The following is a 12,818-nucleotide window of genomic DNA, read 5'->3' as shown; positions in this document are numbered from 1 at the left end:
GGACAACTCGGTGAGCCAATCCAAAACCCGCACGATCGCCGCCCTGGCCGGAGCGGCACTGCTGGTTTTCGTGGCAGCGGTGGCCGCCGTGGTCACGATCGCCGTTCGCCAGGCCGACAAACCGGACCCCGAGATCACCGCGTACGCGCACGGGAAGTCGGCATCGGTGAATCCGTTCCTCTACTGCGATCTGCAGATCTCCAAAGACCGTCTGGCCATGGGCAAATGCGACTCCAGCGGGGCCATCTCCGACCTGGACGTGCCGCCGGGCTCGACGGTGCAGCTGTCGCTGCCCAAGGAGATCGCCAACGCGCCTTGGGAACTGCTGATCGGCTACCGCCTGCCGGGCAACCGGGCCGACGGGGACATCCTCACCTCCAAGAACCCCTGGCGACTCTCGGGCAAGCCGGAGCGTGACAAGGACGCCAAGTGGGACAAGCCGCTCACCGTGACCATCAAGACCCCGGCCAACGAGCACGTGCGCCTGGCCATCATGGAACTGCACCTGCCGATCCCGGCCCGCGACGAGAAGGGCAACGAGGGCGTCATCAGCCGCGGCATCTGGGCCCTGCACACCCCCGAGTTCGATCCGGCGCTCTTCAGCTGAGATCGCGCCCGCCACAACGCGAGAACGGGCCCCGGTGATCGAATCACCGGGGCCCGTTGGCTTCTCGATACGACCTAATGGTCGAGCTCGCGGCCGACGCCGCGCACCACTTCGGCGATGCGCTGGGCGGTCTTGCGGTCGGGGTACTTGCCGCGCTGCAGATCCGGCTGGATCTTGGTCTCCAGCAGCGTGATCATGTCCTCGATGAGGCCGTGCAGCTCGTCCGGAGTCTTGCGGGTGACGGGGGCGTCGTGGTTGCGGCCGCCGCGACGATCACCGCGGTCCCCGCGCTCGCCCCGGCCGCCGCGCTCCTCGCGCAGGGACGGCGGGGTCTCCAGGAGCTTCAGCGAAAGCGCCTGCGGGCCACGGCGACCCGCGGCCATCCCGAACTCGACGCGCTGGCCCGGTTTGAGCGCCTCGACACCATCGGGCAGCGCCGACGATCGAACATAGACGTCCTCGCCCTCATCCTGGGAAAGGAAGCCGAAGCCCTTTTCGACGTCGTACCACTTCACCTTGCCGGTCGGCACTGCGCTCACCCGTTCGTCATTCAAGCCCGGGCAGCGCCGGGCACATTCGTGGTCACGGGCGCACGCGCCCGCGACCTTTCCGTTTGCGAAAAGAACGCGCCCCACAGCTATGCAGGACGCGATAGACACTGAGTCTACCCCGGTGTGAATAGCGCGAGCACATCAGTTTTACGGTCGAGAGGTGTCCGACACTTCTTCCAAGCGGGGTCCCCGCGGTTCCGCGAGCGCGCTGCTCTATATCGCCTTGAGTCTGTTCGCGATTGGATTGCTGGCTGTTTTCGCAATCTTCGGCGTCGCGGCGCTGACCGATGCCAAGCCGGGGGTGTGGCTGTATCTGGTGGCCATGTGCGCACCGCTCGGCTTCCTGCTCGCGCTGGTCTACGCGCTGTGGTCGGGTCGCCGCTCACGCTGACCGGGTCACTCGTCGCGCAGACCGGGCGACACCGGGATTGCCCACTTCGTTACCCGGGCATGCCTGTGATCTTCGTCACATAACGAGAAGGTCACAGAGCGGTGACAGACCCCTATCGGCCGAGACTCGCCGTGACCACCTGCGCAGAAGCCAACCGGAACCCTTTGCGCCGGTTGGTGACCCGGACAGACACGGCGGTTACCAAAAGGAGACTTTTGGCGGCGGTCGTCGTAATGTTCTCCACCAGCCGGGTCAGCCCGGCGCCACCGGCCCGCCGCACCGAACTTCGCCCCGCGGGTACGGACCCCCAACTGGAATCAGGGGCGAAGACGAGGAACAGCGCACCCAGTGCGCCGGGCCGGACGACCTCTCAGTTCGACCCCGGTAGTCGGCCTCGCAGGCGCGTACGAGAGGAAAGACCCGAAAATGAGTGGACGCCATCGCAAGCCGACCAACACCGGCCGCACCGTCGCCAAGGTTGCCCTGACGGGCATCGCTCTCGGCGGCGCGGGAGTGGCCATGGCAGGTAACGCCAGCGCGGCACCCGACTCCGACTGGGATCGCCTCGCACAGTGCGAAGCCGGCGGCAACTGGGCCATCAACACCGGCAACGGCTTCCAGGGCGGGCTGCAGTTCTCCCCCGGCACCTGGACCGCCCACGGCGGCGGCGAATACGCCCCCACCGCCAACCAGGCCACCCGTGAGCAGCAGATCGCGGTCGCCGAGAAGGTACTCGCCACCCAGGGTTGGGGTGCCTGGCCGTCCTGCTCCTCGAGCCTCGGCCTGCACAGCGGCTCCACCCCGCGCACCGCCCCCGCGCCCGCCGCCTCCGACACCCCGCAGTGGGCCCCGGCCCAGTCCGGCCCCGGCGCCGCCACCAACGGCACCCAGGAGGTCTTCCAGGCCGTCGATCGCGCCATCGCGGTCGCCCAGTCGCAGGGCATCAACATCCCCCAGCCCGCGCTGGACTTCCTCAATGCCACCAAGGCCAACGGGACCCAGCTGGACCCGACCGTTGTGAACTTCTTCGAGGCGAACAAGGGCCTGCTGCCGCAGTAGCGACCCGGCGTTCCCGCCCCCGAATGCCCCGCGTCAATGACGACGCGGGGCATTCGCCGTTTCGGTAGCTGCCGGAACGCCATGCCCGGGGCAAACTTCCGGGTGCCGGAGGGGGCGGTCTCGGGGGGCACATGCCAGAATGAGCGGCGTGGTGAACAAATCGAACAAACCCTATGTCGACAATGGCTGGCCCGAGATGGCCAATGGCGACCACGCGGTCACCGAACTCTCGTCGACCCGCTCCGGCGGTCTCTCCCCGTACGGCGAGGACATGGAGTTTCCGCTTCCGGTCGATCAGCTGCCCTACGTGCACCCGCACACCATCGTCAATCGCTGATCCGGCGCACGACCGACAACCATGCGGTTAACGGCGCTCGTTCCCGGGCGGCCGCCGCGCATACGACTCCGGGCCTCCTTGCCCGCCTGGTCTCCGCGGCGGTCGCTGAACCGCGTCCGCACTGTGTTCGAAAATCGCACGGTGTCTGAAAATCCTGCTGCCCGATGGAATCGGGTGAAGTGACCGAGACTCCTTCCCCCGCCGCCACCGGCAATGGGGCTTCCGCCATCCTTCCCGGCGATGCCGCCCTCGCCGACGATTCCGGCTCCGCCGCCGAATCCGGCACCGCCACTCCCGCCAAGAAGTCCAAATCCGCCGCCGCGCGCGCCGATGCGACTCTGGCCGAATGGCTTTCCAAGCGCACCGACCAGGACCTCGTCACGCTGCTGCAATTGCGCCCGGATCTGGCCGTCCCGCTGCCCGCCTCGATGGCGGTGCTGGCGGCGCGCACCGAACAGCGCGCCTCGGTGCTGCGCGCCGGCGACGAGCTGGACACCCTCGACTTCGCGATCATCGAAACCCTTGTGGTGCAAGGCGCCGCCGACGGCCGCCACGGCTCCCCGCTGCCCGCCAAGACCCTGCGCAAACTGCTGTCGGATCGGGTACCGGCGGCGACGGTCAACGCGGCGGTGGCGAAGCTGCGCGGCCGGGCCATCGTCTGGGGTCCCGATACCGCGCTGCGGGTGACGCCCGCGGCGCAGGAGGCCCTGCCGTGGCCGCTGGGCAGCACCACCGAGCTACCGGACACGCTCACCGAGCCCGAGATCACCGCGGCCCTGGCCGAATCCACGCCGCAGGAGCGGGCACTACTGGAGCAGCTGGCCACCACCGGCCCGCGCGGCCGCACCCGCGATGCCGCGCCCGGCACCCCGAGCGAGCGGCCGGTGCAGCGCCTGCTGGCGCGCCGCCTGCTGAACTGGGTGGACGAGGAGACCGTGGAGCTGCCGGTCGCGGTCGGCCAGCTGCTGCGCAACGAGCCGGTCACCGACCCGCACGCCCTCACGCCCCCGCATCCCGACGCCACCAAGCACGCCCCCGCCGACATCAATGCGGTGGCCGCGGGCGAGGTGGGAGAACTGTTGCGGCACAGCGCCTCCGTGCTCGAGGCGCTGGCCCGGACCCCCGCGCCGGTGCTGCGCTCCGGCGGCCTCGGGGTGCGCGAACTGCGCCGGGTCGCCAAGCAGACCGGCATCGACGAGACCCGCCTCGGCCTGCTGGCCGAGATCCTGGCCGCGGCCCGGCTCATCGACAAGGGCAACCCCGAGCCCGCGCCCGACGGCGACGGCACCGAGGACTACTGGACGCCCACCACCACCTCCGACGCCTGGCTCGCGGTGGTGCCGCCGCGCCGCTGGGTGGTGCTGGCCCAGGCCTGGCTGGAGCTGGACCGCTTCCCGTGGATGATCGGCCTGCGCGACGCCAATGACAAACCGCTGGCGGCGCTTTCGGCGGAGCTGCGCACCGTGCACGCCGTCCGCGACCGGCGCGCCGTCCTGGACCTGCTGGCCGAATTCCCGCCCGGCACCGAGGTTTCCGCCGCCGGACTGGGCCGCATCCTGGCCTGGCGGCAACCGCGCCGGCGGCGGCACTATCGGCTGGACGCGGTGGAAAGCACACTGGCGGAAGCGGAATCGCTGGGGCTGGTGGCACGCGGGGCCGTCACCTCGGCGGGCCGGGCGCTGCTGCACGGCAGCCCCGAGGACGCCGAATCCGAGATGGCGATCGCGCTGCCGGAACCGGTGGATCACGTGCTGGTGCAGGCCGATCTGACGGTGATCGCACCCGGCCCGCTCGTCCCGGAGCTGCGGGATCGGATCGAGATGGTCGCCGAGGTCGAATCGGCCGGTGCCGCAACGGTTTACCGCATCAGCGAGACCTCGGTGCGGCGCGCCCTGGACGCCGGTGCGACGGCCGCGGAACTGCACAATCTGTTCACCACGTACTCCCGCACCCCGGTGCCGCAGTCGCTGACCTATCTCATCGACGATGTGGCCCGCCGCCACGGCCGCCTGCGCGCGGGCATGGCCCAGAGCTTCCTGCGCAGTGAGGATCCGACCCTGCTGGCCGAGGTGCTGGCCGCGCCGGTGGCCGGGGAACTCGCCCTGCGCGCGATCGCCCCCACCGTCGCGATTTCCCAAGCGCCCCTGGGTGAAGTCCTCGAACGCCTGCGCGCCGCGGGTTTCAGCCCCGCCGGCGAGGACTCCTCCGGAGCCATCGTCGACCTGCGCCCGCGCGGCGCGCGCCTGCCCGCCCGCCAGCAGCCGCGCCAGCAGTGGCGACCCAACCCGCCCAGCATCGAGCAGCTGCAATCCCTGGTCACCGAGCTGCGCGCCAGCGAACGCGCCGCCAATGCCCGCCCCGGCCAGGCGATCCGCACCGACGGCTCCCGCACCAGCACCGCCGCCACCCTCAACCTGCTGCAACTGGCCGCCCGCACCCGCCGCCCCGTCCACATCGGCTACGTCGACGCCCAGGGCGTCGCCACCCAGCGCGTGGTCGAGCCGCTCAAAGTCGGTGGCGGCCAACTCGATGCCCTCGACCCGGTCACCGGCGCGGTCCGCCACTTCACCCTGCACCGCATCGCCTCGGTCGCCCTGGTGGAATAGCGGCCATATCGAAAAGGCCCGACGCACGGGTGGCATTCATTGCCACCCGTGAGCCGGGCCTATTCGAAAGTCGGTTTATCCCTTGGGGTTTCCCAGGCAGAAGGTGGTCTTCGGGTCCGGGACGAGGCGGAAGCCGATGGCCGTGGCGGTGTCGCACTGGAATTCGTCGGCCTGGCCGTCGATCCGCTTGATCACCTTGAAGGAGGCCTCGGGAGCCGTGCACGCCACGTACTTGTAGCCGGTGGCCTTGCTCTCGTTGTAGCAGGCCCCTTCCTTGAAGTTCGGGCTCAGGCACAGGAACGCGGTGGTGCCGCCATTGAGGGTTTCCTCGTAGGAGGTCTGCTCCTCCTGGCACTCGGTCTTCTTGTCGTAGACCGCGGCGACCCGGTAGACGGCCTTCTGGTCGGAGCACGCGACGGGCGCGGTCTTGGAGTCGGTGGCCGAACCCTCGATGACATTGATGCAGTCACCGACCTTCGACTTGGCCGTTTCGGACTTACTGGCGTCCTTCAGCATCGAACAGCCGGAAACGGCCAGCACGGCCACGGCCACCGCCACGAGGGCGAGTACGAGGCGCACCAGCGTCCTCGTTCCTGCGACCTTCACTAGCGAAAACCTTTCTCACCGAACAGTTCACGGCTGTGAACGCGGTGAGAATACCTGTGCGGCGGGCGCGGCCGCATCCGTCGTGCGGGTTATACCGAGACCGCATGACGGCGTCAGTGCAGCATGGACAGTCCGCGCATACCCAGCAGCGACAGGTTGATGAGCAGGGTGGGGAGCGTGCTGAGGAACTGCAGGCTGAGGGCGTTCACGGTGATACCTCTCGATCGGATCTATCTGTGCGTATGTCCAAAATGGTTCCGGGCGCTGTGTCGCTCCCCACCCGGGCGTCGTTACACAAGCAGGTCAACGGGTTTCAGTGCGCCGAGCCGGTGCCCGAACCGCTGTCCGCCGAGCCGAGCCCGGAGCCGCTGTCGGCCGAGCCCGACGCCGAACCGGTTCCGATCGGACCGGTGGGCACGGTAGCCCCCTTCGATCCGGGCCGGTTTATATGGACGGTCACCGGGGTCGAGGCGTCGGCCTCCACCGTCACCACGCGCGCCCCGGCCGCCGAGGTGACCCGGCCGCCGTCGACCCGCACCGCGTAGCCGTCCGGGTAATGCACGTCGGACACATAGATCTCGGTCGTCCCCGCCCGCGGCGTGTAGCGGTAGGCGAAGTCACCGGTGTCGGCATCGAAGATCATCCGCCCGGGCGTGCCCGCCGTCGCGCGCGGATACGTGCGCACCAGCTGTTTGCCGACATCCCCGGTGAACGGATCCGGCTTCGGCCCGCCCGCCCCGAATCGCGACGCGTAGTGCCAGTACTGCCAGCTCACGAACCGCTCGTCGGCGCGGATCAGGGTATTGCGCAGCACCGCCGCGTCACCGTCACCGAATTCGGTGACCAGCGTCGGCAGGTGGGTGCGAGCGGTGAAGGCGTCGATATTGCCCCAGGTCTTGCCCTGCTGCGGCGGGCACAGCCCACGCAGGAACGCGGGCAGCCCCATATAGATGGCGAGCTGACTCGGAATGCAGTAATCGTGCGGCGCGAAAGCGATGTCCGGCGCGGTGATCGGCGGATTCTGCCCCAGATTGGTGGGCATGGTCTCGTTCCAGGTGACATTGGGCTCCCACAGCACCATGAGCTCCCCGTTGCGCCCGCGCACCGCGTCGGTCAGCTTCTGCATGGCCGCTTGGTATTTCACATCGAAGCCCGGGCAGCCGTTCGGGTAGCAGGACAGGAACGCCGATCCGGGCCACGGCTCATTGAGGAGCTCGATCCCGAGCGCCCCCGGATGCCCGCTCACCCGCGCCGCGAGTGCCCCCAGCGCCTCGCCCAGGTAATCGAGCACCCCGTAGCTGTTGTTCCAGACCTCATCCCAGCCCTGATTCATGCTGGGCATCAGGTAGTAGAGCGGGAACCCGACATTCGGTTCCCCGCCCCCGGGCCGCGCGTGAATCGCCCACTCCGGAAACCCGTTGCCGCCCCACACCTTCGACAGCCCGTCCTGGTGATTGTCGAGCAGGGTGTGAATCCCGTACTGCGCCAGGACATCCACCACTCCCGCGATCCGATCGAGGTAGGCGGTGTCGACCACCCCCTTGGTCGGCATCAGCCCGTCGAACGAAACCCCCAGCCGCACCGTATTGAACCCGTGCCGCGCAAGCAGCGCCGCGTCATCGGCGGTGAGCGTCAGCCCATCCCCCGGCTCCACATAGGGCGGTTCCTTGTCCACATTGTTCACCCCGTGCAGCACCACGACCCGCCCGCTGTCGTCCACGAACCGAGCGCCATCGGTGTGTATCGGCCCGGTCCCGCCATCCGCCGGCACGGCCGATCCGCTGGCGGGCACGATCAGACTGCCCGCGAGTGCCGCCGCGACCATCGCCGCCACCAGCACTCCGCCGCGTCGCCATCGATTCCGAGTCGCTTTCCCGCGCATCGGCACCCCTGTTCAGATTAATCAGGTCAATCGTTCAAATGGACATCCGTCCAAGTTTCGGGTGATCCTAGCCACAGGAACTCGGGTCTTGACCGCTTTTCGCGGAATCCATCACCGCCCCACCGGCCCCAACCTCCGCCCTGAGCGAAAAGGGCGCAGGTCACGTGGTCTTGTCGGTGGGTTCCTGGAGAATGGACGAGGCTCATTCGGGCCCGGACAAGCCAGGAGGTGTGATGACCGACGGTCCTCTGATCGTGCAGAGCGACAAGACGCTGCTACTGGAGGTCGATCATGAGTCGGCCGATGCGGCGCGGCAGGCCATCGCGCCGTTCGCGGAACTGGAGCGGGCGCCGGAGCATGTGCACACCTATCGGGTGACGCCGCTGGCCCTGTGGAACGCGCGGGCCGCGGGGCACGACGCCGAGCAGGTGGTGGACGCGCTGGTGAGTTTCAGCCGGTACGCGGTGCCGCAGCCGCTGCTGGTGGACATCGTCGACACCATGGCGCGCTACGGCCGGCTGCAACTGGTGAAGCACCCCGCACACGGGCTGGTGCTGGTCAGCCTGGATCGGGCGGTGCTGGAGGAGATCCTGCGGCACAAGAAGATTCAGCCCATGCTGGGTGCGCGCCTCGATGACGACACGGTGATCGTGCACCCGTCCGAGCGCGGGCGGATCAAGCAGATGCTGCTCAAGGTCGGCTGGCCCGCCGAGGATCTGGCGGGCTACGTGGACGGCGAGGCACATCAGATCGACCTGGATTATCAGTCCAGCGACTGGCACCTGCGCGATTATCAAGAGCTGGCCGCGGATTCGTTCTGGGCGGGCGGGTCCGGCGTGGTGGTGCTGCCCTGTGGCGCGGGCAAGACCATGGTGGGCGCGGCGGCCATGGCCAAGGCCAAGGCGACCACGCTGATCCTGGTCACCAATACCGTGGCCGGGCGGCAGTGGCGGCGCGAGCTGCTGGCCCGGACCTCGCTGACCGAGGACGAGATCGGCGAATACTCCGGTGAGCGCAAGGAGATCCGCCCGGTCACCATTGCCACCTACCAGGTGATCACGCGTAAGACCAAGGGCGAGTACCGGCATCTGGAGCTGTTCGACAGCCGCGACTGGGGCCTGGTCATCTACGACGAGGTGCATCTGCTGCCCGCCCCGGTCTTCCGGATGACCGCGGACCTGCAATCGCGCCGGCGGCTGGGCCTGACCGCCACCCTGGTGCGCGAGGACGGCCGCGAGGGCGACGTGTTCTCGTTGATCGGCCCCAAACGCTATGACGCGCCGTGGAAGGACATCGAGTCGCAGGGCTGGATCGCGCCCGCCGACTGCGTCGAGGTGCGGGTCACCCTGACCGATGCCGAGCGTATGGCCTACGCCACCGCCGAGCCGGAGGAGCGCTACAAGCTGTGCTCCACCGCGCGCACCAAACTGCCGGTGGTGGAGGCGATCCTGGCCCAGCACAAGGACGCGCCGAGCCTGGTGATCGGGGCCTACCTCGATCAGCTCGACGAGCTGGGTGAGCATCTGAACGCCCCGATCATCCAGGGTTCCACCCGGACCAAGGAGCGCGAGGAGCTCTTCGACGCCTTCCGCCGCGGGGAGATTCCGGTGCTGGTGGTGTCGAAGGTCGCCAACTTCTCCATCGACCTACCGGAAGCCTCGGTGGCCGTTCAGGTTTCGGGCACCTTCGGGTCCCGGCAGGAGGAGGCGCAGCGGCTCGGGCGGCTGCTGCGGCCCAAACACGGTGGCGGCCAGGCTCACTTCTATTCCGTCGTCGCACGTGACACGCTGGACGCCGAATATGCCGCGCACCGGCAGCGTTTCCTTGCGGAGCAGGGGTATGCCTATCGCATCACCGATGCAGACGACCTGCTGGGGCCGACTATAGGATAAGTGGAGGAAGAGCCTCCATAAGGCGGGAGGGACGCACGTGCGGCGCTTCGAATTCGCGGTGGACCGCGAACATGCCCGGGCGGTCAACGAGGTCGTCGCGGACCTGCGCCGACTCCGGATCTGGGCGTACACGGCGGCCGTCGCGCTCGGGCTGGCGGTCGCGGTGCTGGTCTGGGTGAACCATCCGTGGTCGTGGCTGCTCGCGGTGGCGTTCCTGCTGGCCGCGGTCACCGCACTGTTCATCGGGTACTGGATGCCGCATCGCGGCCGCGTCGACAAGCTGTACGCCATGGGCGAGCTGGTGCCCGCGGTGGTGTCGGAGACCCACGGGAACGGGGCCACCCTGCTGGCCCTGGTCGATCTGGCCAAGCCGAGCGCGCAGGGTCCGCGCTACGCCCTGGTGACCCGCACGGTCCGCTCGCTACCCGGGCATCGGGCCCGCGCCGGGGAACGGGTGCCCTCGGTGACCGTGCGCGTCGACCGCGCGCCCGGCCCGGTCGGGGATCTGTGGCAGACGGTGAGCGCCATGCCCCTCGCGTGGGGCACCCGGGACCTCAACATCATCGAGCGCGCCCGGACCGCCATCAACGAGGTGGAGTGGAAGCTGCTCACCGACAATCTGGATCTGGCCGACAAGGTGCGCGGGGCCGACGCCAAGCGGCTGCTGCTGGATCCGCAGCAGCTGCCGGACGAGCTGCGGGGCTGAATTCTATTCGCGCGACATCTTTCGCCTCGCGAAATAGAATGATCCGATGATTCCCGCCGCGAACCTGCTGGCGTTTCTCGTCGCATCCATTGTCATTGTCATAATCCCCGGTCCCGGCGTGCTTTTCGTGATCGGCCGGGCGCTGACCTACGGCCGGCGCCCCGCCCTGCTCTCGGTGCTGGGCCATTCGATCGGCGTCATGGTGATCCTCGGGCTGGTGGCCGCGGGGCTCGGCACCATCCTCGCCGCGTCGGCCATCGCGCTCTCGGTGGTGAAGCTGGCCGGTGCCCTGTATCTGATCTACCTGGGTATTCAGGCCTTCCGCGAGCGGCGTTCGCTGCGCGAGGCCTTCGAGGCCAAGGTCGAGCCCATGGACAATCGCCGGGCCATGCGGCAGGCGGTGCTGGTGGGGCTCACCAACCCCAAGGCCATCATCTTCTTCTCGGCCGTGCTGCCACAGTTCGTCGAGCCTTCCGCGGGGGCGGTGCCGGTGCAGATGATGCTGCTGGGCCTGGTCTTCCTGGCGATCGCGCTGGTCTCCGACTCCGTCTACGCCCTGCTGGCCGGGACGGCGCGGAACTGGTTCGCGCGCTCGCCCAAGCGGCTGGAGGCGGTGGGCGGCGCGGGCGGCGTGATGATCATCGGGCTGGGCGCCAGCGTGGCCGTGTCGGGCAGCACCAACTGAGAGTCGAGCCGGTTAGCATCGGGCTGGTCGGGGCAGTGGCATCCGGCCGGCCGGGGTCATGAGCGCGGAAAGGGGCGGTAGTAGCGCATGAGACGGAACTGGCGGTACATGGCGGTGGGGGCGGTACTGCTGGCGGGCGCGAATGCGGCTCCAGCGCATGCTGATTCGGCTGATCCCACGGTGGGCTCGCCCGGCCTGGGCGATCCCTACTATCCCTTGGACGGCAATGGCGGCTATCACGCGAGCCATTACGACGTCACCATCTCCTACGATCCCCCGACGCATCAGCTGACCGGGTCCACCCGCATCGACGCGGTGGCCACCCAGGCCCTGCGGGTGTTCAACCTGGATTACAGCGGTCCGAAGATCTCGAAGGTGACGGTCAACAACCTGCCCGCCTGGTTCGACCGCACCGACGAGCACGAACTCGTGGTGACCCCGATGCTGCCGCTGCTGCCCGGCCTGCCGTTCACCGTGCAGGCCGAGTACGCGGGCCCGGTCGACGGCACCGACGGCGAGGGCTGGGTGTTCTCACCCAGCGGCGGAGCTTTCGTTGCGGGCGAACCGCATTCGGCCAGCAGCTGGTATCCGATCAATGACACCCCCTTGGACAAGGCGACTTTCACGCTGCATGCCACCGTGCCGCAGGAGTGGGAGGTGATGTCGGGCGGCGACAAGGTCTCCGACACCGTCCAGGGCGCCGATCGCACCGTCTCCTGAGAGATGCGCCAGCCGGTGATCGGCTATCTGACCACCATCGCCGTCGACAAGTTCGAATTCCTGGAACAGCGGCGCGCCAATGGAACTCCGCTGCTGAGCGCCTTCGCGCCGGATGCTCTGAAGGCCAGGGAAGTGGAGTCGCGGCTGCCGGAGATCCTGGACTTCCAGGAGGAGCTCTACGGCCCGTACCCGTTCGACACCGCGGGCGGCATCTACGTCGACACCGATCTGCAGTTCTCGCTGGAGACCCAGTCGCGACCCATCTACGCGCCCTGGACCGACCTGAACACCGTGGTGCACGAGATCACCCACCAGTGGTGGGGCGATTCGATGTCGGTGAAGCAGTGGTCCGACATCTGCCTGAACGAGTGCTTCGCCAGCTACACCGCCGACTACCTGTGGCCGGAGCGCAAGGAGGGCAAGGACGTCGACGCACAGTACCGCGAGACCGTCGCGAAATTCCGTGACGATCCCAAGTTCTGGGAGATCGCGCTGCAGAACCCCGGTAAGGACAAGGAATTCACCGCGGTCTACTACCGCGGCCCGCTGTTCCTGCATGCCCTGCGGCGCGTCATGGGTGATGACGCCTACTTCCCGGCCGTGCACGATTTCGTCATGGCGCACAAGTACGGCAATGCCTCGATGCCGGAGTTCCGCCAGTTCCTCCAGTCGCGCACCCCGCACGATCTGACGGGCTTCCTCGCCGCGTGGCTGGACCGCACCGACCGCCCGGCCGACGAATTCCTCTTCCCCGGATCGCTGCGGTCGTGACCGCC

At 68.5% G+C, this 12,818-nt stretch carries 13 protein-coding genes; 10 read left to right on the top strand and 3 right to left on the bottom strand.

The window, feature by feature from the left end; translation table 11 throughout:
• The first annotated feature begins 10 nt into the window (after nt 1-10).
• Nucleotides 11-607, top strand: a complete 597-nt coding sequence (locus tag NS2_RS02965) for a DUF2771 family protein (protein ID WP_052085958.1) — start codon at nt 11-13, stop codon at nt 605-607.
• 74 nt (nt 608-681) lie between these two features.
• Here the strand turns inward: NS2_RS02965 and NS2_RS02960 are convergent, their stop codons facing one another.
• The gene (locus tag NS2_RS02960; RefSeq protein ID WP_033085486.1) at nt 682-1,137 is read right to left on the bottom strand and encodes a cold-shock protein; all 456 of its coding nucleotides are present in this window, start codon (nt 1,135-1,137) and stop codon (nt 682-684) included.
• A 181-nt stretch (nt 1,138-1,318) separates the two neighbouring features.
• Between NS2_RS02960 and NS2_RS02955 the strand changes: the two genes are divergently transcribed.
• From NS2_RS02955 to NS2_RS02940, 4 genes are all read left to right on the top strand, one after another.
• Nucleotides 1,319-1,549: a hypothetical protein gene (locus tag NS2_RS02955; protein ID WP_033085485.1), complete on the top strand. Its 231-nt coding sequence runs from the start codon at nt 1,319-1,321 to the stop codon at nt 1,547-1,549.
• Between the two features lie 426 nt (nt 1,550-1,975).
• Entirely contained in the window at nt 1,976-2,608 is a 633-nt protein-coding gene (locus NS2_RS02950) for a transglycosylase family protein (RefSeq protein ID WP_033085484.1), read from the top strand.
• Nucleotides 2,609-2,747: 139 nt separating this feature from the next.
• Nucleotides 2,748-2,945 (top strand): hypothetical protein, encoded by a 198-nt coding sequence (locus tag NS2_RS02945; RefSeq protein ID WP_155240032.1) that lies wholly within the window; start codon nt 2,748-2,750, stop codon nt 2,943-2,945.
• 338 nt (nt 2,946-3,283) lie between these two features.
• On the top strand, nt 3,284-5,551 hold the full coding sequence (locus NS2_RS02940; protein WP_033085539.1) for a helicase-associated domain-containing protein: 2,268 nt from the start codon (nt 3,284-3,286) through the stop codon (nt 5,549-5,551).
• A gap of 75 nt (nt 5,552-5,626) precedes the next feature.
• On the opposite strand, the gene NS2_RS02935 is transcribed toward NS2_RS02940, so the two are convergent.
• Together NS2_RS02935 and NS2_RS02930 are read right to left on the bottom strand one after the other, a co-directional pair.
• Entirely contained in the window at nt 5,627-6,157 is a 531-nt protein-coding gene (locus NS2_RS02935; RefSeq protein ID WP_033085483.1) for an LppU/SCO3897 family protein, read from the bottom strand.
• Between the two features lie 313 nt (nt 6,158-6,470).
• On the bottom strand, nt 6,471-7,982 hold the full coding sequence (locus NS2_RS02930) for an endoglycoceramidase I (RefSeq protein ID WP_096490786.1): 1,512 nt from the start codon (nt 7,980-7,982) through the stop codon (nt 6,471-6,473).
• 290 nt (nt 7,983-8,272) lie between these two features.
• Between NS2_RS02930 and NS2_RS02925 the strand changes: the two genes are divergently transcribed.
• The 5 genes from NS2_RS02925 (at nt 8,273) to NS2_RS37115 (ending at nt 12,813) form a co-directional block, all read left to right on the top strand.
• A complete protein-coding gene (locus NS2_RS02925) occupies nt 8,273-9,931 on the top strand; it encodes a DNA repair helicase XPB (protein WP_033085482.1) in 1,659 nt (552 codons plus the stop codon).
• 37 nt (nt 9,932-9,968) lie between these two features.
• Entirely contained in the window at nt 9,969-10,637 is a 669-nt protein-coding gene (locus NS2_RS02920) for a DUF3239 domain-containing protein (RefSeq protein ID WP_045435859.1), read from the top strand.
• Nucleotides 10,638-10,683: 46 nt separating this feature from the next.
• Nucleotides 10,684-11,322 carry a LysE family translocator gene (locus tag NS2_RS02915; RefSeq protein WP_033085481.1) on the top strand — a complete coding sequence of 213 codons (639 nt, stop codon included), beginning with the start codon at nt 10,684-10,686 and terminating at the stop codon, nt 11,320-11,322.
• 87 nt (nt 11,323-11,409) lie between these two features.
• Nucleotides 11,410-12,042 (top strand): gluzincin family metallopeptidase, encoded by a 633-nt coding sequence (locus tag NS2_RS37120; protein ID WP_228102609.1) that lies wholly within the window; start codon nt 11,410-11,412, stop codon nt 12,040-12,042.
• 3 nt (nt 12,043-12,045) lie between these two features.
• Nucleotides 12,046-12,813, top strand: coding sequence for a M1 family aminopeptidase (locus tag NS2_RS37115; RefSeq protein ID WP_228102608.1), 768 nt, complete (start codon nt 12,046-12,048; stop codon nt 12,811-12,813).
• Nucleotides 12,814-12,818: the final 5 nt, after the last annotated feature.

The organism is Nocardia seriolae NBRC 15557, assembly GCF_007990715.1.
GTDB classification, from domain to species: domain Bacteria; phylum Actinomycetota; class Actinomycetes; order Mycobacteriales; family Mycobacteriaceae; genus Nocardia; species Nocardia seriolae.
Note: the sequence above shows the minus strand (reverse complement) of the source record. Positions and strands in the feature narration are given on the sequence as shown.